The following is a 21,094-nucleotide window of genomic DNA, read 5'->3' on the forward strand; positions in this document are numbered from 1 at the left end:
AAAAAGCCTTTCATCCCCGGCCAGGGACAGAAAGGCTCCGCGGTACCAACCTGATTAACAATACATATTTAAACCTATTACCATTTGCTAGAAATATAAGAACTTTTGTATTTCACTTTTCCCATATGCGTTATAATTATACAAAATTAGTACAAATCATGTCAAGAACTGCGATTTACACCGGTGCCAAGCTAAGTATTATACTCTGGCCAAAGCCTGTTCATGGCAAATATGAACACTACCCGTAGAACTGCCGCTACAGGCACGGCTAATATTAACCCGGATAACCCGAAAAGCTGGCCACCTGCCAGCAATACCAGGATGATTAGCAAAGGATGCAAACCAACCCGGTCTCCCAAGATTTTAGGCGATATAATACTTGACTCCAACTGTTGGATTACGATAAAGGCGATGATTACTTTTAGCACCAGCCATTTAGATACCAACAGAGCAAGAGCAATGGCCGGTATTGCACCTATAAACGGGCCAAAGTATGGAATTAAGTTGGTAACCCCGGCAAAGATGCCCAGCATTAAAGCGAATTCCATATCTAACAAGGCCAATGCCAGGCCGGTCATGGCACCTGTAATTACGCTGACTAACAGGTAACCCCTGATAAAGCTGTCCACCACTCGGCTCACTTCACTGCCCAGGTACTGCACATCCTCCCGCCACGGGGCCGGGATAAGCAACGCCGCCCGCTCGGTAAACATCTCCACATCCTTGAGCAAATAATAAGCAAAAATAGGGGCCAGGATCAAGTTAAAAATATAGCTGGCCAGGCTGATGATTACCTGGACTACTTTTTCCGCCATTTGTACCAGCATCTGTTCCAGCCAAATGATGCGCTCGTCAATAATTTGACGTACAGCTTCAGGAATACCTGCCCGGGCATACTCCACCTGCAACGATGCTGTTAACTCCTGCACCTTGGAGGTATAACCAGGTACCACCTCCGCCAACAGGTACAGCTGTTCGATAATATGCGGCATACCATACAGCACCAGCCCGGCCAGGATAATAAACATCGCGCTGTACACAATTAAAATAGCTGAGGTTCGGGACATACCCCTGGCCTCCACAAGACGTACCAGCGGGTACAATAAATAAGCCAGTACTACCGCCAGCAACAGGGATAAAAAGATACCCCGGATCAGGTAAAGGAAGTACAGTACCAAAACCACCAGTATTAGATTTAAAGCCAGCCTTAAATAATTTGTTTTTATTTGCCACGGGGACAACTTAGCCACCACCCGACAAAAAAGTGAGGATTAGTCTTCCCCACTTTTTTGACCTGCTTATTTCTTTTTGATCAGTCCGCTTACCCTGCGGGACATTTCTTTAAACACCTGCTCGGAAGTCTGGCGAGGATATTTACGTCTGATTTGATTTATATCAAGTATGCCGGCTGCTAACTTGCGATCCGGTTTTTTTAGCATTGATATTACTGCTGCTAAAATACCACCGGCAAGTACGCCACGCCAAAAACCATTTTGCAATCAATTCACCCCCCCATACAGGACGTTATAGGAGCACTTCGTTTTGGGGATCAAAGGCCACCAAGCTGCCATCCTCCGCGACCTCATAGATGCTAACCCCTTCTTTATTCATACGGTATTCCACACAGCAGTCCCAGCAGTAATACTGGTCCACACCTACCTTGCCGGTGGCTTTACCGCCACATACCGGGCAATGCAAACTATCGCCTCCTATTTAGCAGATAAAACATTTACTAAACTAGATTAATTATGCCCAGATTTTTTAAATAAAATGCTAGGCAAGACGAGGTGTTTAATAATAAAAACCCGGTTAAAACCGGGTGACAACCAACAACTGCGCGGCGCAGTAAAAAATGTTAACCCGAACCTGTAATGGTTCCCCCGCCCAGTAGATAATCATCGCGGTAAAATACCACGGCCTGTCCCGGTGCAATAGCCCGCTGGGGAGCAGCGAATTTCACTTGCACCCGGTTGCCCGTCAGGGGGGTGATGGTGGCGGGGGCAGGCGGGCTGTTGTAGCGAATCTTTGCCTGTACCTGCTCAGACCCGGTAAGGCCGGCAATGGAGATGAAATTCAAGTCTTCAGCAACCAGCGTAGTGCGGTCAAGTGCTTCCTCCGGGCCTACCACCACAGCATTGTGAGCAGGGTCGATATCCACCACATATACCCGCTCACCCATCGCCAGCCCCAGTCCCCGCCGCTGGCCGATGGTGTAAAAGGGGATACCCTGGTGCCGGCCTATCTCCCGGCCATCCAAATCAAGAAAGGGACCAGGCTTAATGACGCTATTATCCGCATTTTCCCGCAGGAAATTGCGGTAGTTATTATCGGGTACAAAACAAATTTCCTGGCTCTCCGGTTTGTCTGCTACTCTTAGCCCCCGCTCGGCGGCCATGAACCGCACCTCATCCTTGGTATATTCCCCCAGAGGCATCAGGGTGTGGGCTAACTGCGGCTGGGTCAGGTTATAAAGAAAATAAGTCTGATCCTTATGGTAGTCCCGAGCTTTTCTTAAAGTATAACGACCGGCGCTCTCCTCATAGCTGATCCGGGCGTAATGGCCGGTAGCCATAAATTTCGCGCCCAAGGTTAAAGCTTTACTCAGCAACGCCCCAAACTTAATTTTACGGTTACATACTACGCACGGGTTAGGAGTGCGACCGTTCAGGTACTCCCGGCAAAAGTTATCCACTACCGACTGCCGAAAAAGGTCATAAAAATTAAGCACGTAATAAGGGATGCCCAGTTTATTGGCCACCGACCGTGCATCCTCCACAGCTGCCAGCGAGCAGCAGCCCACGAAATCACCGTCCACTTCAGTAATCTTAGGATCCCACACTTGCATAGTGATGCCAATTACATCATAACCCTGCTCGATTAAAAGAGCGGCGGTGACAGAGCTGTCCACGCCGCCGCTCATGGCTACTACTACTGTTTTCTTATCTTTTGCCAAGGTATCCACCTGCAATTTATTTTTGTTTCTCTCGATAATTATCAATCGCCGCATGCAGTGCATCCGCTGCCAGGTTGGAGCAATGCATTTTCTGAGGCGGTAGCCCGTCCAAGGCCTCGGCTACAGATTGATTGCTCAGCCGCAGTGCTTCATCAAGGGTCTTGCCTTTAGCCATTTCCGTAACCATGCTGCTGGTGGCAATGGCAGCCCCGCAGCCAAAGGTTTTAAATTTAATATCGGTGATCACATCATTATCTATTTTAAGGTATATTTTCATAATATCCCCGCAGGTAGGGTTACCCACCAGACCTACTCCATCGGCATCGGCAATTTCGCCTACGTTGCGCGGATTTTCAAAGTGATCCATAACCTTTTCGGAATACATACTCCGCATCCTCCCCAATATATTTTACCGGCGGTAGACCTTTATACTTCGAAGACAATAATTTTCTGGAATTTAATCGTATACCTCTTAACCGTGCTACATCATACAGCAAGTATATTCACGTTCCAGCAAGTACCGGGTAATTACCCTTACAGGTGACAGGAGCTGCTTATTTTGCAGTCCGCACAGTTCTCTTCAAAATCAAATTCGCTGTCCGGATTCAGCGGAGACATTGCCCGCAGACGTTCCACGATGGGAACCATATTTTCAATAAAGTAATCCACATCCTCCATCGTGTTATCCCGACCCAGCGTGAGCCGGATAGAGCCATGAGCTAATTCATGGGGAATACCCATGGCCAGCAGCACATGGGAGGGCTCCAGTGAACCTGAGGTGCAGGCCGACCCGCTGGAAGCGGCTATGCCTTTCATATCCATGCTCAGCAACATTGATTCACCCTCGATAAACTCAAAGCAAAAACTGGCATGATTGGGTAAGCGCTTGGTAGGATGCCCGGTTAAGCGCACGTCGGCAATTTTCTCCATCACTTCCTGAATTAACTTGTCTCGTATGCCGGTTAAGCGCACCGCTTCCTTATCCAATTCCTGCACGGCTAGTTCACAGGCCTTGCCCAGAGCCACAATGCCTGGCACATTCTCGGTGCCGGCCCGGCGCAGCCTTTCCTGGGCGCCGCCATGGAACAGTGATTGTCTCCAGCGGGTGCCTTTGCGGATATACAGCGCGCCCACACCCTTGGGACCATATATTTTATGACCGCTAATGGTCAGCAGATCCACTCCCAGCTCATCTACGTTAACCGGAATTTTACCCATGCTCTGCACTGCGTCAGTATGGAACAGTACACCCTTAGCCTTGGCCAGTGCGGCCATTTCTTTAATAGGCTGAACCGTTCCCACTTCATTGTTAGCATGCATGATGGTAATTAGGATCGTTTTATCGGTAATCGCATTGGCCAGGTCTTCCACGCTGACCATGCCGTATTTATCCACCGGCAAAATGGTCACCGTAAAACCTTGTTTGCCTAGCGCTTTTACTGTATTTAATACAGCGTGGTGTTCCACAGCAGAGGTAATGATATGGTTGCCACGGTTTTGGTTAAGCATGGCCACCCCGTGAATTGCCATGTTGTCGGCCTCTGTGCCGCCGCTAGTAAACACAATTTCTTCAGGCTTGGCTCCAATGGCATTAGCCACCTTTTCCCTGGCTTCGTCCAGGGCTCTGCGCCCCAGGCGCCCAAAATAATGCAGGCTGGATGGATTTCCAAATTTTTCCGTCAGGCAATTCAGCATGACCTCCACAACTTCCGGTCGTACCGGCGTTGTAGCGCTATGATCCATGTAAACTCTGCGCACCGCAATATTCCTCCTTATGACCTTAATACTATGTCTTATCACGCTTTTCTAGATACCGATAATCTTTCAGCATCACGCAGCATATCACCCAGGCTGATAGAATCCATCACCTCAACCAGCTTATCACGTACCCTGGTCCAAACAAGCCTGGTAATACAGGAATCCGCCTGGTCACACTCCGTAGGTTCCACTTCGCTGACACACTCCACCGGCGCAATTGGTCCTTCCATCGCCCTGATGATTTCACCCACTGTTATACTGCCCGGCTCCCGGGCTAAAATATAACCACCCTGGGATCCACGCACGCTCCTGACCAAACCGGCCTTACGCAAAACGGCAATTAATTGCTCCAGATAATTGTCCGATATATTTTGGCGCTCAGCCACCATTTTAAGCGGGATGGGCCCAGCTCCATAATGTTCAGCCAGGTCAAACATAGCCAGCAGCCCGTAATGCCCTCGTGTGGACAAACGCAATTTTCCACCCCCATCCAATCCGTACTAAACAACTCGGAATTAAATCAAAAATATCTTAGCATTCCGCTCGGATTTTGTCAATAAGGTTAGAAAAATATTTTATTGTTTCTGCTTAAGGGCTTGCAGCCTCTGCCATAAGGCCTTTTCCTGCTTTTGGCCCGACGGCCGGTAAAATTGCGCATCCAGCATATTATCTGGAAGATACTGTTGTTTTACCCAGTGCTCCTCGTAATTATGCGGATACAAGTAACCCTGCCCGTTCCCTAAAGTTTTAGCCTCGCTGTAACTGGTGTCCCGCAAGTGCAGGGGTACCAAGCCTGACTCTGACTGACGCACCGCCTGCAGGGCTGCATCAATTCCCCTGCAAACTGCATTGCTCTTCGGGGCCAGGGCTACATAAAGCGCGGCCTCGGCTAAAATGATTCGCGCTTCGGGCATACCAATGCGCTCCACCGCCTGTGCAGCCGCCGAAGCTAACACCAGCGCCTGGGGGTCGGCCAGTCCAACATCTTCCGCAGCGTGAATCATGATACGGCGGGCAATAAAGGCCGGAGCATCACCGGCATAAATAAGCCGCGCCAGCCAGTACAATGTAGCCTGAGGGTCTGAGCCCCGCATGCTTTTAATAAATGCCGAAGTTACATCGTAATGTTCCTCCGCCCGGTCAAACTGGATAATCCTGTTCTGGCAAACTCCCTGTACCACGGCCTCGGTGATCCGGCGCAGTCCATCTTCCCCGGGCGGGGTAGTCAACACAGCCATCTCCAGCACATTAAGCGCAGCTCGGGCATCGCCGTTGGCAAAACCCGCAATCTTTTGCACAACTTCATCGGACAGCTCCACCCGATAACCGCCCAACCCCCGCTCTTCATCCTCCAGAGCCCGGCGCACAATTTTGGCCAGGGCCGTTGTAGAGAGCGGCTCAAGACGATAAAGGAGCGAGCGGGAGAGCAGCGGGCGATTCACCGAAAACATCGGATTCTCTGTAGTTGAACCAATTAAAATCACCGTGCCCTCCTCGACAAAGGGCAGTAGCGCATCCTGCTGGGCCTTGTTAAAGCGGTGAATCTCATCAATAAATAGTACGGTACGCTTGCCGTACAGAGCCAGGCGATCCTTGGCCTGGTCTACTACTTTGCGGATATCCGCTACACCGGCCATCACCGCGTTAATTTTTTCAAAGTGCGCGCTTGTCATCCCGGCAATGATGTGCGCAAGAGTGGTTTTTCCGGTTCCGGGCGGCCCGAAAAAAATCAGGGACTGTAAACCGTCATTAGAAATAAGCTGCCTAAGAGGCCGCCCATAGCCTACCAAATTTTTTTGCTCTTCAAATTCTTCCAGCGTACGGGGTCGCATTCGCACAGCCAGCGGTGCAGAGCGGCTCATTTGGTGACGTGCTGCTTGCTGGAACATATCTTCCATAAATAAATGTTTCCCCCCATCGAAAATATTAAAAAAAGCCAGGAACATCCCCGTCCCTGGCTCGTTCGGTTATTTAATTATATATACTTATCAAGTATGGCCTTTAATTCTTTTTTGCTGCGATAGCCTACAATCCTTTCCGCCTCGCTGCCGTCCTTAAAGACAATTAAGGTAGGGATACTCACCACACTGTAATTAGCTGCAACAGAACCGTTTTCATCAACATTCAGCTTAGCTACCTTCATCCTGCCCTCATACTCCTCAGCAACTTCTTCCACTACAGGAGCAATCATCTTACAGGGCCCACACCAATCAGCCCAAAAGTCCACCAGTACGGGTGTTTTAGCATTGTTAACTGTGTCGTTAAAATTAGCTTCCTCTAACACATTAATTTTTTCACTGGCCACGGGCATTTCTCCTTTACTGTGAATTTATGTAGCTATAAATCTTGACTTTAACTGCGTATTCTGTCTGTCCATAAGGTTATAATATCTGCCTCTGTGAAAAATGTCAATTCATATACCGGAAAAAACATCCAAGCCAAGCAATTTATCCGTTACATAAGCGGCCATAATTAATCCCGCCACAGGCGGCACAAAAGCAATACTGCCCGGGGTGCCTCCCGAATAAGCTTCCTTGTCTGCCGCAATTGGGCTGAGAGGCCGAGCAGTTGAATAAACAACGGGTACATCTGCTGTAATCCCGGCCGCTCGCAATTTCTTTCGCATCACCCTGGCCAGCGGGCAAACCGATGTTTTCCATATGCTAGCAACCTTAAACGAGGTCGGGTCTAATTTATTACCGGCTCCCATGGCGGAAATTACCGGTAAGCTACGGCTGACACACCCGGCAATTAAAGACACCTTATTATCCACGTCATCAATAGCATCCACCACAAAGTCCAGGTCCTGGTAATCCAGCAGGGCGGCAGCCTGCTCCGGGGTGAATTTTATCTGTCGTGCCTGCACCCGCAAAACAGGGTTAATTTGGCGCAGACGTTCCTTCATGACCCTAGTTTTTGGGCAGCCCACTGTTTCTGTAACTGCGTGCAGCTGGCGATTGATATTGGTAATATCAATATTATCGTGGTCTACAAGCAAAAGGGCTCCCACCCCGGAACGAGCCAGCGCTTCAGCGGTAAAAGATCCCACACCACCCAGGCCAAAAACCGCCACTTTGCTGGCGGCTAATTTGGCCAAACCCACACTGCCGATCAGCAGTTCCGTCCTGGCAAATCTATCCGGCATGTTTCTTCCACCTCGCTACTATCTTACAGAGCGGGAGAGTTCTTCATGATTCTCGCCATAATGCAAAGTTTCCAGCAGTCAATTGCTTACCCGCAACTGTCCCCTGGAAACCCGGTAATGTCCTTAATAACCCCGTAATGCCGTTAATCCCCCAAGTTTTACTGAACCTGCTCTCACAGGTGGGTGCCCTCCTAAATGTTTCACGTTTCCTCACTGAAGAGTCTAACAATTCCACATCCAGAGACCTGGCTCCCTTTATTATGATGTTGGCTCACAACCCCAGGAGATCTCGCACACCACAGGGTATGTTCTTAAAATCTATGTTAACTGTATGGTAACATATTGACAAGCTTTATGGCAAGTTAAAGCGCCAAATAGTCGCAATAATCTTACTTATTCTTATTATTATTTTGGTCAGGTAATTTTTTTAATGTGCTTTTAATATGCAGTTCTCTGAGCTGCCGTTCATCCACATTGCCCGGCGCCATGGTCATTAAATCAGTGGCACTTTGGGTCTTGGGGAACGGAATAACATCACGAATCGTCTTTTTGCCGGCCAGCAGCATGATCAGCCGGTCAAACCCGAAGGCAATGCCCCCATGCGGAGGGGTTCCGTATTCAAAGGCCTCCAGCATATAGAAAAACTTTTCGTGGGCTTCTTCCTTGGTCAAACCAATGGCATTAAACATGAGTTCCTGCACATCCCGACGGTGAATCCTGATACTGCCGCCCCCAATTTCAATGCCGTTTAAGACTATGTCATAGGCCCTCGCCCGTACCTTGCCTGGATCGGTTTGCAATAAGGGCAGATCTTCCTCCAGCGGCGAAGTAAAGGGGTGGTGCATGGCTACCCAGCGTTTTTCTTCCTCGTCATATTCCAGCAGGGGGAAATCAGTAACCCACAGGAAATTAAATTTATCACGAGGAATGATATCCAACTGCTCGGCCAAGTGCACGCGGAGCGCCCCCAGCGAGGCCGCCACAACATCCGGTTGATCGGCGACAAACAGCAACAGATCACCTTCACGGGCGTTAAAACGCTCTAAAATAGCTGCAATTTCCTGGTCATTGAAGAATTTCGTGATCGGCGATTTAGCGCCCTCAGCAGTGACTATGAAATAAGCCAAACCACGCGCCCGGTAAATGGCGGCAAACTTGGTCAGATCATCTATATCCTTGCGGCTGTACCCGCCACAGCCTGCGGCGTTAATGCCGCGTACCTGCCCGCCTTCTTCGGCCGCCGAGGTGAACACCTTAAAGCCGCAGCCCCTGGCGATATCGGTAATATCCACTAATTCCATGCCGAACCGGGTGTCGGGCTTATCTGAGCCAAAGCGGTCCATGGCTTCCTGGTAAGTAAAGCGAGGCAGCGGAGTTTCCACCTCAAGCCCCACCATTTCCCGGCACAGTCTGGAAACCATTTTTTCCATTAGTTCAAGCACATCTTCAACATCCACAAAGGACAATTCCATGTCGATTTGAGTGAATTCAGGCTGACGGTCGGCCCGTAAATCTTCATCTCGGAAGCAACGGACAATTTGGAAGTAACGATCCACGCCCGAGACCATTAAAAGTTGTTTAAACAATTGGGGTGATTGTGGCAGGGCATAAAAACGGCCGGCGTTCAAGCGGCTAGGTACTAAGAAATCCCTGGCACCCTCGGGGGTACTGCGAGTTAACATGGGCGTATCTATTTCCCAAAAACCGTGCTCATCCAAGAAATCACGAACTGCCTTGGCAGCCCGGTGGCGCAAATGCAAAGCGTGCTGCATTTCCGGCCGGCGCAGATCCAGATAACGATAGCGCAGTCGCAAGTTTTCATCCACCTCAACCCCGTCCTCAATGTAAAAGGGCGGTGTTTTAGCCTGGCTTAACACACGCAGTTCATCAACCAGCACTTCAATTTCCCCGGTGGCTAAATTAGGGTTGTCCGTCCCTTCAGGCCTTATTGACACCCTACCGGTAACCGCCAGCACATATTCACTCCGCACACCGCCAGCCTTAGTAAAAGACGCGCTGTTAATCTCGGGACTGAAGACCACCTGTATCAATCCGGTACGATCGCGCAAATCAACAAATATTAGGCCCCCGTGGTCACGGCGGGTATTCACCCAACCCATTAGAGTGACTACCCGGCCATTATCCACTGCGGTTAATTCCCCACAATAGTGGCTGCGTTTCAACCCCTGCATCGATTCTGACATCAGCAAAATAACCTCCCTGCCATTTTCGGCGGCTTTCTGCGGCTTTTTACTATTTAACACCGCCGGCCATATGTCTTAGTCATTAAAGTGTCCTATCTATTCCCTAAGGTGTTGATCACTTCACCGACGGGAATTTCCCGCTGTTCACCAGCGTTCATATCCCGCAGCATTACGCTGCCCCTTTGCAGCTCGTCCTCACCGGTAATCACGGCATAACGCACGCCCAGCTTGCCTGCGTATTTCATCTGTGCTTTAAGACTACGTCCCTGGTAATCCATATCAGCAGCAATGCCGGCAGCCCTCAGCCGGGCCAGCAATGAAAAACTTGACCGGACCGCTCGGTCCCCGGCTGCGATTAAATATACTAAGGGGCGAGCCTGAATTTGCGGCAGCTTGCCGCTTTTCTCCAAAGCCAGCAGAATCCTTTCCAGACCCAGGGCAAAACCAATTCCCGGAGTAGACGGCCCGCCGCAGGCTTCAATTAAACCGTTATAACGCCCGCCACCGCCAACAGAGCTCTGGGCACCGATACCAGGGGCCATTATTTCAAAGGCGGTATGGGTATAATAGTCCAAACCGCGCACCAATTGCTTGTCTAGCACATACGGTATTCCCAGGTCCTGCATATACAGCTGTACCTGCTCAAAATGAGCCTGGCAATCCGAGCACAGGCAGTCGGCCGTGGTTGGTGCATCCAAAGCCAGCTCGGTGCAACGGCTGGACTTACAGTCTAGGATCCGCAAGGGATTTCTGTCATACCGGCTTTGACAGTTAGGGCATAATTCACCCAGCATGGGCTGGAAATATTGCTGCAGCTTATCCCGAACTGTGGTTCGGCAAGTGGGGCAACCCAAACTATTGATATGCAACTCCAGGTTAGTTAGCCCCAACCTAGCGTAAAAATCCATAGCAAGCGCCATTACCTCGGCATCCACCGTAGGCTGCTGGGCACCAAACACTTCTACCCCAAATTGGTGAAACTGCCGGTAACGACCGGCCTGAGGGCGATCATACCTGAACATAGGCCCAATGTAATAGACTTTCACAGGTTGCGGACCGGCGTAAAGTTTATTTTCCAGGTAAGCCCGCACCACCGACGCTGTTCCTTCGGGGCGCAAGGTGATGCTCCGCTCACCCCGGTCCTGGAAGGTGTACATTTCTTTTTCTACTATATCGGTGGTATCCCCTACACCGCGTACAAACAATTCCGTATGTTCAAAAATCGGGGTGCGTATTTCCCGATAACCATACTCCCGGCACACCTGAGCCGCCATACCCTCTATGTACTGCCAGTTTTCAATCTGGCCCGGTAGAATATCCGCCGTCCCCCGCGGCCGTGTAGTCAGCATGCTGATGAGTGCCTCCTTCAGTTTATTACAACAGAAAACTCCCGTAACCAATTATCGGAAACGGGAGGGTGTAGCAGTAATCAACTGTACATACCTAAAACCAATTTTATGTAAAATATCGAGTTTTGTCAACCAGCACCAGCACCACCCGAATGGAACAAGACTATCTATATTTAATGCCTCGTTGGCAGTTGCCAGGCTAAAATGCTATAATTAAACAAAAGGGTGAGGTGATGTCCTGATGATAACTTCGGAATTAGTGGCTAGAATTAATTATTTGGCTCGCAAAGCACGTTATGAAGGATTGACCGAAGAGGAAAAAAATGAACAGCAAAAAGTACGCAGGCAATATCTAGACAGTATCCGACAGCAGATAGTAGACGCCATGGAAGGTGCCGGGTATACAAGAAAACACAACGCCCATTGTGATTGTCCCGACTGCAAGCTACACCAATAAGGGACACTCCTCCCCCAGGAGGCATGTCCCTTTGCCGCTAATATAAACGCTGACGTTTGGCTGGTAATAACTGTTTTTAGAGAAAAGGATTATATCTTTTCTCATAGCCAATAGTGGTAGCGGGGCCATGACCGGAATATACTTTGGTTTCGTCAGGGAAAACCAGCAGCTTTGTTTTTATTGAATTGATCAGCACATTGTGGCTACCACCGGGAAAATCGGAACGACCCACCGAACCTGCAAACAAAGTATCCCCGGTTATTAAAAAGTCTTCAACTTGCAGTGATATGCCTCCCAAGGAATGACCGGGGGTATGGATAACTTTAATGTCTATATCCCCCACCTGGATAATGTCCCCTTCCTCCAGCAGGCGATCGGCTGCCTCGAATTTGAGCACCAGTCCCAGCATCATGGATAAGTTCTGGTTTGGGTTGGTGAGCATACCGGCATCCTGCTTGTGGATGAGTACCTCGGCGCCTGTAGCATCACGCACTTCCTGTAAAGCTCCAATGTGATCGGCATGACCATGTGTAAGAATTATATACTTGCAGTTAAGCCCCAGGGCATCTAAACGTTTTAATATACGCCTGCCCTCGTCACCGGGATCTATCACAGCTCCTTCCTTGGTTTGCTCACAGCCAATAATGTAACAATTGGCATCAATCGGGCCTACGCCAAAGCCTTCAAAGATCAAAATAACGACCTCCCATATTAAATATTTATCAAGCTGTATAGTTGCTGTCTTTATAGGAAAGGGTTAAATCTTTTTTCCGCACCGATAGTTGAAATCGGGCCGTGGCCGGGAAAAATCCTGGTTTCATCATGAAAACCCAGTAGTCTGGTCTTGATAGAATTAATCATCACCTGATGATTGCCCCCCGGCAGATCGGAACGTCCCACCGAATAGGCAAACAGAGTGTCACCTGTGATTAAAAAGTTTCCATGCTTCAGGCAAATGCCGCCAGGAGAGTGGCCGGGCGTGTGAATGACCTCCCAGGTAAGTTTGCCTATCTGAATTTTATCCCCGTCTTCCAGCAAACGGTCGGCCTGGGGCAGTTTAAAATTAACAGTTAGAAAATATGAATATCTATTCGGGTTAAGCAGTCTGGGGGCATCGGCCGAGTGGATCAACACCTCTGCACCGGTGGCGGCATGCACTTGATCCAGCGCACCGATATGGTCAATGTGCCCGTGGGTGAGGATTATATATTTGCACTTTAATTTATGGCTGTTCAGCTTATTTAATATTACATGACCATCTTCACCAGGGTCTACCACTGCCCCAATCATGGTATCAGGGCAACCAATAATATAACAATTAGTAGCCAGGGAGCCTACTACTAGTCGTTCAAAAATCAAAAATATCCCTCCAATTCATCGGTTATCCGAATAAAATTATAGTTTGAGCATGTTTAAGCCTGCCCTCGGCGATGTACGCTGTACACATTTTGCACGCGGCTAATGCGGCTGATGAGATAATCCAGCTGCTCCTTATTCTTTATATTCAGTATTATTTCCACTACCCCGGTATTATCCTTACGCCCCCGTGCAGTAACCCAGTTGGCGCTAATTTTCAAGTCCGTAAGGATCGCCATAATATCGTTAAGCAACCCGGCCCGGTCAGCTCCCACTATTTCCAGGTGCACCTGGAAAGGTGAATGAAAATCTTCGTCCCAGGCCACTTCCACTAAACGTTCAGGCTCATCAAGCATCGGCTCGACATTTGGACAATCTTCCCGGTGAATGGATACCCCCCGGCCGCGGGTTATGTAGCCAACGATATCATCACCGGGCACCGGATTGCAGCAATGGGCCAGCCTGATCAATACGTTGTCCACACCGCGCACCCGGATACCATGAGTAGGCTTGCCCCAGGAGGATAATGACCGCGTTTCCGATAGCTGCAGCAGTTCCTCGAGGCCGTCACTGATGATTTTTCTTCTATTCTCCCGTGACTCTTTCTCCCGCAGCTTATTGACCAGGCTGGCAGCCGATACAATGCCATCGCCCACCGCAGCATATAGATCGTCCAGACTGGCCAGGTTCATTTTCTTGCATTGCTCTAGCAACTGATCGCTCTTAATAGCCTCGGGTTCTAATCCAAATTTTTTTATCTCTCGCTCCAGTGACTCTTTGCCCCTGGCTATATTGTCTTCCCGGTGCTCTTTCTTAAACCATTGTCTAATCTTAGTTTTGGCCTGGGAGGTTTTAGCAATCTTCAGCCAATCCCGGCTGGGACCGCGGCTCTGCTTGGATGTAAGCACCTCAACCCGGTCTCCGTTTTTAAGCACATAATCCAGAGGCACAATTTTGTCGTTAACCTTAGCCCCTACGCAATTATGCCCCACCTGGGTGTGCACCCGGTAGGCAAAGTCCAACGGTGTTGAGCCGGCAGGGAATTCCATTACATCGCCCTTGGGGGTAAACACAAACACCACGTCATCAAAAAGATCTAACTTGAGCCCTTCCATAAATTCCCGGGCATCTTTGAGATCCTCTTGCCAGTCTAATATTTGCCTCAGCCAGCTGAGTTTGCGGTCTAAATCTCCTTCCTTACCCACGCCTTCTTTGTAACGCCAGTGTGCAGCGATGCCATACTCGGAAGTCCGGTGCATTTCCCAGGTTCTAATTTGGATCTCCAGGGGACCGCCCTGCGGGCTAACCACAGTGGTATGCAAGGACTGGTACATGTTGGACTTGGGCATGGCAATATAATCTTTAAAGCGACCGGGAATGGGCACCCACAGGGTGTGTACCGTTCCCAAAACAGCATAGCAATCCCTTACCGTATCTACCAGCACCCTGACCGCCATGACGTCGTAGATCTGGTTAAACTCAAGCTGCTGCTTCTGCATTTTCGTGTAGATACTATAAAGGTTTTTGGGCCGTCCTTGGATTTCCGCTTTAATATTAACTTCCTTCATTTTTTCTTTTAGTATTTCTACTATAGCATTAATAGTTTCCTCCCGTTTTTCACGGGTGCTGGCCACAAGGTTAGATAGCTCGTAATATTTTTCCGGGTTGCTAAAGCGAAAAGCCAGGTCCTCCATCTCCCACTTCAACCGGTATATGCCCAGTCGATGGGCCAGGGGTGCATATATCTCCAGCGTTTCCAACGACACTTCCCGCTGCTTATACTCATGCTGGTATTGCAGCGTGCGCATGTTATGGAGCCGATCAGCCAATTTAATGATAATCACCCGGATATCCCGCGCCATAGCTAACAACATTTTCCGCAGGTTTTCCACCTGACGCTCTTCTTTAGAGCGGTATTCCAATCGGCTCAACTTGGTTACCCCGTCAACCAGCTGAGCTACCTCACTGCCAAAATTCTTTTCGATATCCTCCAGGGTAATTCCCGTATCCTCCACTGTATCATGCAGCAGACCGGCTACAATCACATCCATATCCATTTTTAAGCTAGCCAAAATATAGGCTACGGATACCGGATGCGTAATATATGGCTGCCCTGAATTACGCTTTTGCCCGACATGGGCCTCACTCGCAAAAGCAAAAGCCCGTTTGAGCAGCTGCAGGTCGGCGTTAGGATTGTTTTGGGTTACTTTTTGAATAACATCTTCAATCGGCATAATCTACGCCCCGCTTGCTTTTACATTTAGATTTATCCAATGCAGACCGTTTGACTTTATACTATGAGCCCAGTTAAAAGTAGGTGATGCAGTCAGGTTCATCTTTCTACCTTTTAAAGGTAATAATTTATACTTTAGCATATCCTCTTGCCAATAAAATTGCAACAATCCCAGGTCGGCAAAAACCGCTGTCGCCACAATCAGAGAAATACAGGTATGCATAAAGTAACCTGCTCCGGCCATTCGCTCCAGGAGTGCAGTCTTGCTGCACGAGCCTACATCGCCTAGCGCCAGAGAACGCAGCAGCGCATAATAGTGAGCCAGCACATCTCTATCCGGTGCCAATTCCTCAAGACAGCTACGGTTTTCCTCCCAGTCCTCTGAACTATAAAGTGATTCTATTTCAAGCGCAGGCCGGGTACTGGCCAGTGACTTAAGCAGCTGCCAGTCCGCTGCCACGGCAGGTGGCCGTACCAGTATAATCCTATCAAAAGAGACTCCGTCTGCTTCATTGAGGCAGATAGGAGTAACCACGGCCAGCTTGATGTGGTGATTAATTTTATTAAGCAGCTCATTGACATAATCACGGGGCATATAACCATGCGCATAAGTTACAGCGCCGGTAAACTGAGCATTATGCTCCTCAATGTACCTGTATACCTGCAACGCGTTAGCAGCACAGTTAACCACCAACAGGGTACATCCCGGCGTTTGGCTCAAGCGAACCAGTTTTTTCTCCCGGAGCACGCCTGCCGGTATCTGACATGACCGGCCAGCGGACGGCGTAATTAGCGCCGGTGCCTGGATAAGTTTATCACCAGAATCGGCCGGCGGGACTTCGTCCCGGGTTACAACTGTTGGCCATAAAGCATTCATTTCAGGCGGTACCGGGTAGCCCCGGCTGCGCATAAACTGCTGCAGCAGGCAGGTTATGGTTTCCGGAACTAAAATGAGATCCCCCGCACTGTGTAGGCTGTATTCCGGCTGCAGCCCTCCCTGCTGTTCAACAACTTCCCGCCAGGGCTCAATATGCACATCCTGTACTTTTACCTGTAATGTTTGACGGCCTTGCCAGGTATTAACGCCGGGTGTAAATGCCACGCTTACTTCCCTGGCCGCAGCCAGCTCACCGGCAAATTGCCCCAGATTAAAGCCGATGCCATCCATGGCCACACTTTGCTCGCTTAGCAACATTTTTAAGTGCGCATTATTTTTACCAACACCACGGCAGTTCACTACCTTGGCCCGCTTGAGAGCGAATAACGGCCCCGGATTTCCGTGACCATAAGGGGCTAGCTGTTCTATTTCATTAATTAGTTCATATGTAATATCCTGCAAGGAAACCAGGGCATCAAGTTCCATAACCTGCTCAGTATCCGCTTCGCTTAAGTGGGCAGCGGCATAGGTATTGATTTGTTCGCGGAGTGCGTCGATCTGCTCCACCTGCAGCGAGAAGCCGGCTGCCATGGCATGGCCACCATAACCGACCAGGCAATCAGCGCAATACTCCAGGGCATTATATAGATGAAATCCTTTGATACTCCTGGCCGAGCCCTTACCCAACCCATTATCACAGGCAATCATAAGCACCGGCTTATAAAAGCGGTCTACCAGGCGGGAGGCCACAATACCAATTACCCCCGGATGCCAATTAGCGGAAGCCAGTACCAGCACATCCCGGCCGGCCAGCTCCGGGTTTTGTTCCAGCATAACCAGTGCCTCCGCTAAGGTAACTGCCTCCAGGTTCTGACGCTCCTGGTTAGCTTTGTTTAATAACTGGGCTTTTGTAAAAGCCGAGTCGTAGTCATCACTGAGCAGCATTTCAACCACCAGGCCGGCATCATCCAGACGTCCCGCCGCATTAATGCGTGGAGCAAGTATAAAGCCTACATCCCAGGCAGTGATTTTATCTGACTGGATGCCACAGACCTGACAGAGGGCCTGCAGACCTGGCCGTGCTGAATTACCCAAATGCGGCAATCCGTGTTTAACCAGGATACGGTTTTCCCCCTGCAGTGGTACTATATCGGCAATAGTACCCAAACATACCAGGTCCAGGTATTCCTCCCAGCTAAAAGGATTGCCTCGTTTATCCAGCAATGCCTGCACCAGCTTAAAGGCTACCCCCACCCCGGCCAGATCACTAAAAGGATAGCGACAGTCCTTGCGCTTGGGATTAATTACTGCTGCAGCAAGTGGCAGCTCGGTAGGTGGTTCATGGTGGTCGGTGATAATGATTACAGGCCCGCCGTTGCGGCTAGACTCATCCACTTCAGCAACCGCGCTAATACCGCAATCCACGGTGATGACCAGCTCTACACCGGATGCCCGGGCTTTTTGCAGAACCGGGGTATGCAGCCCATACCCTTCGCTGAGCCGATGCGGTATATAATACTCCACCTGCCCCCCCAGGCGACGCAAAACATGCACCAGTAGAGTTGTTCCGGTGACTCCGTCCACATCATAATCACCGTTCACTAAAATCTTGCCCGCCCGGTCCAGGGTTTTAGATATAATTTCCACTGCTTCCGGCAAATCGCGCATCAACTCCGGAGGGTACAGTTCTGCAATTGACACATTTAAAAATTCCCGTGCTTCCCTGACAGTATATATACCACGGTTAATTAATAACTGGGCCATCAAAGGTGAAACGCCTAGCTTCCTAGCCAGGATTAATTGCATTACAGGCTCGGCTGTTTTGACTAACCATCTTTTTTTTTGCATATTGACTCCAATACTTAATACCAGATACCATTCATTATAAACAACAGCCGGATAGATGGCAACAAATGCCTCTTAAGTTTAACTCACTTGAACAAATCTATTGGATGCACCACCGCAATATCGGCATCTCTGACTTGCAGCAACCGTGCCAGCTGCAAACGGCAGGAAGGACAGCCCGTTGCCACTACCCGTGCACCAGTAGCTAGAATATGTTCTATTTTACGCTCACCTATCCGGGTCGATAATTCCTGATGTTCCAGCTGAAAAGATCCTGAGGCACCACAACAACTGTCCGATTCTTGCATTTCCACCATTTCTACACCAGGAATGCTGCGCAGCAGCACTCTGGGTTCTTCCCGCACCCGCATGTGCCTGGCCAGGTGGCAGGGGTCGTGATACGTCACCAAAGCAGATGCCTGACCTGATAAACGCTGTGTATATAACCCGCTCCATTGGGCTAAGAACTGGCTGATATCCATTACTTTGAAAGGCAACTCCTCACCCAGCAGTTCAGGGTACCATTTCTGCCAGGTTGAGCCGCAGGTTGCGCAATCCGTGATGAGTACTTCAACCGCTGCGGACTGGAAAGCAGCAACGTTTATTCGGGCCAAGGCCGCCGAATTTGCCTTATCGCCCGCACTTAAGGCGGGCATGCCACAACAGTATTGTTCCGGAATTACTACCTGCGCTCCGGACTGGCATAGTACCCTGGCTACATTTTTCCCGGTTGCGGTAAAAACGTACTGGCTTAAGCATCCGGTAAAATAGCCCACTTTAATTTTAACCCGGCCAGGTGGGTTGAGCACGCCCGGTAGTTGACTTCGCAACGGCTTTGCGGCCAGGTCGGGCATCAGTTGCTCAATGTTTTTAAGCGGGCTGGGCAGTAAGCCGGTTTTTCTCACTAAACTACGCAGTCCCCAGCGTTGACTGATGCTTAACCAACCGGCAAGCCGGTTGAGCCGACCATTGTCTTTTAACAAATGCTGAAAAACATTTCTTTTTATAAAGGGCAGCCCGCTGCTGTCGACCAGTTTACTTCTAGCCCGGAGCACTATTTGCTCAGTAGCAACGCCATTGGGACAGTTCTCGGTGCACCGGCCGCATAGTAAACAAAACGAGATTAGTTCCCGGTATTTCTCCGTTGCTTCCAGTGTGCCGTTAAGCAGTGCTTTGTAAAGCTGGACCTTGCCCCTGGCTACATATGGCTCAGCGCGCAGCTCGGTAAAAACAGGACAGACCGAGCGGCACTTACCGCACCGGCTGCATAAGTCCACCAGGTCGTTATCGGTAACCGTTGTCTGGGCTGTTTTGAGGTTATCTAGTTGATTACAATTTTCCGGGCACATGTTCGATCAACTACCTTGTCATGAAGTTGGTTAGTTATGTGTTAGGTAGCATTTATGAAGTAGCTTGATAAACTATTTATACCGCCTTTGCCCTGTCCGCTTTCTAAGACGAGAAAATTTTTCCCGGGTTTAGAATGTTATTGGGATCCAGGCTCTGCTTGATCCGGCGCATATAAGCCAGGCCGGGGGCGCCAAGTTCCGCCAGCATATAAGGGGCTTTCATCAGGCCGATGCCATGCTCCCCGCTCAACGTACCGCCAAGTTCTAGAGCCGCCTGAAATATTTCACCTACAGCTGCTTCTACCCGGGCCATCTCACCAGCATCTCGCTCATCGGCAATAATATTGGGGTGGAGATTGCCGTCCCCGGCATGCCCAAAGATAACCAAATTTAGACTATATTTTTCCCTGATATGTTGCAGGCGCCTGATCATGGTCGGCACCTGCGCCCTGGGCACGGTAGCGTCCTCTGAAATTTTAGTTGGCTTAAGCTTAACCAGCGACGGGGATATGGCTCGCCTGGCCTGCCACAGCAGGTTCCTCTCCTCCGCAGTACCGGCTGTTTCCACACTGCGGGCTTGGTGCCTCAGACAGGACTCGGCCACTGCCGCAAGTTCTTCTTCAACAGCAGAGGGCAGGCCGTCCACTTCAATTAATAGTATCGCCTCGGCGTCAAGAGGCAGTTGGGCACCAGCTTGTTCTATCACGCATTTGATAGCCTCAGCATCCATAATTTCCATCGTGGCCGGCGTTACACCGCTGCGAAAAACATCTAGAATAGCCTCGCTGGCCTGGAGCAAATCATTAAACACAGCCAGTACCGTTTTAACTGCCTTAGGCAGAGGAATTAACCGTAATATCGCTTTGGTCACGATACCCAGAGTGCCTTCAGAGCCCACCATCAGCCGGGTCAAATCGTAACCGGTTACGTTTTTGATAGTTTTGCCCCCGGTGTGTATCAAGTCTCCGGTGGGTGTGACCAGTTCCAAGCCCAGAACATAATCCCCGGTTACCCCGTATTTAACCCCGCGGGGCCCACCAGCGCATTCAGCAATATTACCTCCAATGGTGCAAACCTCCAAACTGCCCGGGTCAGGCGGGTAAAACATACCTCGTTCCTCTACCATCGCCTGCAGCTGCCCGGTGATTACGCCCGGTTCCACCACCGCCACCTGATTAGCATCATCAATTTCCAGTATCCTATCCAGGTCGGTGAGCACCAGGGCAATACCTCCCCGGACAGGCAGTGAGCCTCCGCTCAGACCCGTACCCGCCCCTCGGGGGAATACGGGGGTGCCGCTATCGTTGGCCAGCTTAATAATCTTAACTATTTGTTCCACACTTTGCGGTTTTACCACTACATCCGGCAGATGCAAGTGATAAGTGCCGTCATAAGCGTAACAAAACCTCTCTTCCCGCGAACTAAACACATTATGGTCACCAGCAATTTTACCCAACTGCGTTAACAAGGCCATATATATTCGCCCTTTCCAGGAGCAATGTAATTCAACCGCACCAATCGTAATGCATCCTACCCGTTGAATTAGCTATTTATTCCCCTCTATTCGT

19 protein-coding genes and 1 other RNA gene are annotated in these 21,094 nt (G+C 49.8%); 1 reads left to right on the top strand and 19 read right to left on the bottom strand.

The window, feature by feature from the left end:
• Positions 1 to 191: 191 nt before the first annotated feature.
• The 13 genes from SPSYN_RS01570 to hisS all read right to left on the bottom strand — a co-directional run bounded on the left by SPSYN_RS01570 (position 192) and on the right by hisS (position 11,409).
• A complete protein-coding gene (locus tag SPSYN_RS01570) occupies positions 192 to 1,250 on the bottom strand; it encodes an AI-2E family transporter (RefSeq protein ID WP_423828265.1) in 1,059 nt (352 codons plus the stop codon).
• Between the two features lie 48 nt (positions 1,251 to 1,298).
• Entirely contained in the window at positions 1,299 to 1,499 is a 201-nt protein-coding gene (locus SPSYN_RS01575; protein WP_161820744.1) for a hypothetical protein, read from the bottom strand.
• Positions 1,500 to 1,524: 25 nt separating this feature from the next.
• Positions 1,525 to 1,698: a hypothetical protein gene (locus SPSYN_RS15670; protein ID WP_202623699.1), complete on the bottom strand. Its 174-nt coding sequence runs from the start codon at positions 1,696 to 1,698 to the stop codon at positions 1,525 to 1,527.
• A 157-nt stretch (positions 1,699 to 1,855) separates the two neighbouring features.
• On the bottom strand, positions 1,856 to 3,007 hold the full coding sequence (gene mnmA / locus SPSYN_RS01580; RefSeq protein ID WP_161820745.1) for a tRNA 2-thiouridine(34) synthase MnmA: 1,152 nt from the start codon (positions 3,005 to 3,007) through the stop codon (positions 1,856 to 1,858).
• Positions 2,970 to 3,338 (bottom strand): Fe-S cluster assembly scaffold protein NifU, encoded by a 369-nt coding sequence (gene nifU / locus SPSYN_RS01585; RefSeq protein WP_161820746.1) that lies wholly within the window; start codon positions 3,336 to 3,338, stop codon positions 2,970 to 2,972. Before nifU ends, mnmA begins: the two co-directional genes overlap by 38 nt.
• Positions 3,339 to 3,487: 149 nt before the next feature.
• Positions 3,488 to 4,711 (bottom strand): cysteine desulfurase NifS, encoded by a 1,224-nt coding sequence (gene nifS / locus SPSYN_RS01590; RefSeq protein ID WP_161820747.1) that lies wholly within the window; start codon positions 4,709 to 4,711, stop codon positions 3,488 to 3,490.
• A gap of 38 nt (positions 4,712 to 4,749) precedes the next feature.
• Positions 4,750 to 5,187 carry an RrF2 family transcriptional regulator gene (locus SPSYN_RS01595; protein WP_161820748.1) on the bottom strand — a complete coding sequence of 146 codons (438 nt, stop codon included), beginning with the start codon at positions 5,185 to 5,187 and terminating at the stop codon, positions 4,750 to 4,752.
• A gap of 99 nt (positions 5,188 to 5,286) precedes the next feature.
• Complete coding sequence (locus SPSYN_RS01600; RefSeq protein WP_161820749.1) at positions 5,287 to 6,609, bottom strand: replication-associated recombination protein A; 1,323 nt, start codon at positions 6,607 to 6,609, stop codon at positions 5,287 to 5,289.
• 77 nt (positions 6,610 to 6,686) lie between these two features.
• Positions 6,687 to 7,016 (bottom strand): thioredoxin, encoded by a 330-nt coding sequence (trxA, locus tag SPSYN_RS01605; RefSeq protein WP_243152867.1) that lies wholly within the window; start codon positions 7,014 to 7,016, stop codon positions 6,687 to 6,689.
• Between the two features lie 108 nt (positions 7,017 to 7,124).
• Positions 7,125 to 7,856 (bottom strand): tRNA threonylcarbamoyladenosine dehydratase, encoded by a 732-nt coding sequence (locus SPSYN_RS01610; RefSeq protein ID WP_161820751.1) that lies wholly within the window; start codon positions 7,854 to 7,856, stop codon positions 7,125 to 7,127.
• A 125-nt stretch (positions 7,857 to 7,981) separates the two neighbouring features.
• A non-coding RNA gene (gene ssrS, locus SPSYN_RS01615) (6S RNA) lies at positions 7,982 to 8,164 on the bottom strand.
• Between the two features lie 81 nt (positions 8,165 to 8,245).
• Entirely contained in the window at positions 8,246 to 10,060 is a 1,815-nt protein-coding gene (gene aspS / locus SPSYN_RS01620; protein ID WP_161820752.1) for an aspartate--tRNA ligase, read from the bottom strand.
• A gap of 92 nt (positions 10,061 to 10,152) precedes the next feature.
• Complete coding sequence (hisS, locus tag SPSYN_RS01625; RefSeq protein ID WP_161820753.1) at positions 10,153 to 11,409, bottom strand: histidine--tRNA ligase; 1,257 nt, start codon at positions 11,407 to 11,409, stop codon at positions 10,153 to 10,155.
• Between the two features lie 241 nt (positions 11,410 to 11,650).
• Between hisS and SPSYN_RS01630 the strand changes: the two genes are divergently transcribed.
• The gene (locus SPSYN_RS01630; protein ID WP_161820754.1) at positions 11,651 to 11,866 is read left to right on the top strand and encodes a DUF896 domain-containing protein; all 216 of its coding nucleotides are present in this window, start codon (positions 11,651 to 11,653) and stop codon (positions 11,864 to 11,866) included.
• 76 nt (positions 11,867 to 11,942) lie between these two features.
• Here the strand turns inward: SPSYN_RS01630 and SPSYN_RS01635 are convergent, their stop codons facing one another.
• The 6 genes from SPSYN_RS01635 to SPSYN_RS01660 all read right to left on the bottom strand — a co-directional run bounded on the left by SPSYN_RS01635 (position 11,943) and on the right by SPSYN_RS01660 (position 21,000).
• Positions 11,943 to 12,560, bottom strand: coding sequence for an MBL fold metallo-hydrolase (locus SPSYN_RS01635; protein WP_161820755.1), 618 nt, complete (start codon positions 12,558 to 12,560; stop codon positions 11,943 to 11,945).
• Between the two features lie 50 nt (positions 12,561 to 12,610).
• Complete coding sequence (locus tag SPSYN_RS01640; protein WP_161820756.1) at positions 12,611 to 13,225, bottom strand: MBL fold metallo-hydrolase; 615 nt, start codon at positions 13,223 to 13,225, stop codon at positions 12,611 to 12,613.
• Between the two features lie 53 nt (positions 13,226 to 13,278).
• Positions 13,279 to 15,456 (bottom strand): RelA/SpoT family protein, encoded by a 2,178-nt coding sequence (locus SPSYN_RS01645; protein ID WP_202623700.1) that lies wholly within the window; start codon positions 15,454 to 15,456, stop codon positions 13,279 to 13,281.
• Between the two features lie 3 nt (positions 15,457 to 15,459).
• Complete coding sequence (gene recJ / locus SPSYN_RS01650) at positions 15,460 to 18,180, bottom strand: single-stranded-DNA-specific exonuclease RecJ (RefSeq protein WP_161820757.1); 2,721 nt, start codon at positions 18,178 to 18,180, stop codon at positions 15,460 to 15,462.
• Positions 18,181 to 18,263: 83 nt separating this feature from the next.
• Positions 18,264 to 19,526 (bottom strand): (Fe-S)-binding protein, encoded by a 1,263-nt coding sequence (locus tag SPSYN_RS01655; RefSeq protein ID WP_161820758.1) that lies wholly within the window; start codon positions 19,524 to 19,526, stop codon positions 18,264 to 18,266.
• Positions 19,527 to 19,629: 103 nt separating this feature from the next.
• Positions 19,630 to 21,000, bottom strand: a complete 1,371-nt coding sequence (locus SPSYN_RS01660; RefSeq protein ID WP_161820759.1) for an FAD-binding oxidoreductase — start codon at positions 20,998 to 21,000, stop codon at positions 19,630 to 19,632.
• Positions 21,001 to 21,094 lie beyond the last annotated feature (94 nt).

Source organism: Sporotomaculum syntrophicum, from assembly GCF_009932395.1.
Lineage (GTDB): Bacteria > Bacillota > Desulfotomaculia > Desulfotomaculales > Desulfallaceae > Sporotomaculum > Sporotomaculum syntrophicum.

Excerpts from the sequence above, each read along its gene's own strand:
- mnmA (WP_161820745.1), bottom strand. The coding sequence starts at position 3,007 with ATGCGGCGATTGATAATTATCGAGAGAAACAAAAATAAATTGCAGGTG.
- nifU (WP_161820746.1), bottom strand. The coding sequence starts at position 3,338 with ATGTATTCCGAAAAGGTTATGGATCACTTTGAAAATCCGCGCAACGTA.
- SPSYN_RS01600 (WP_161820749.1), bottom strand. The coding sequence starts at position 6,609 with ATGGAAGATATGTTCCAGCAAGCAGCACGTCACCAAATGAGCCGCTCT.
- SPSYN_RS01610 (WP_161820751.1), bottom strand. The coding sequence starts at position 7,856 with ATGCCGGATAGATTTGCCAGGACGGAACTGCTGATCGGCAGTGTGGGT.
- aspS (WP_161820752.1), bottom strand. The coding sequence starts at position 10,060 with ATGTCAGAATCGATGCAGGGGTTGAAACGCAGCCACTATTGTGGGGAA.
- hisS (WP_161820753.1), bottom strand. The coding sequence starts at position 11,409 with ATGCTGACTACACGGCCGCGGGGGACGGCGGATATTCTACCGGGCCAG.
- SPSYN_RS01630 (WP_161820754.1), top strand. The coding sequence starts at position 11,651 with ATGATAACTTCGGAATTAGTGGCTAGAATTAATTATTTGGCTCGCAAA.
- SPSYN_RS01645 (WP_202623700.1), bottom strand. The coding sequence starts at position 15,456 with ATGCCGATTGAAGATGTTATTCAAAAAGTAACCCAAAACAATCCTAAC.
- recJ (WP_161820757.1), bottom strand. The coding sequence starts at position 18,180 with ATGCAAAAAAAAAGATGGTTAGTCAAAACAGCCGAGCCTGTAATGCAA.
- SPSYN_RS01655 (WP_161820758.1), bottom strand. The coding sequence starts at position 19,526 with ATGTGCCCGGAAAATTGTAATCAACTAGATAACCTCAAAACAGCCCAG.
- SPSYN_RS01660 (WP_161820759.1), bottom strand. The coding sequence starts at position 21,000 with ATGGCCTTGTTAACGCAGTTGGGTAAAATTGCTGGTGACCATAATGTG.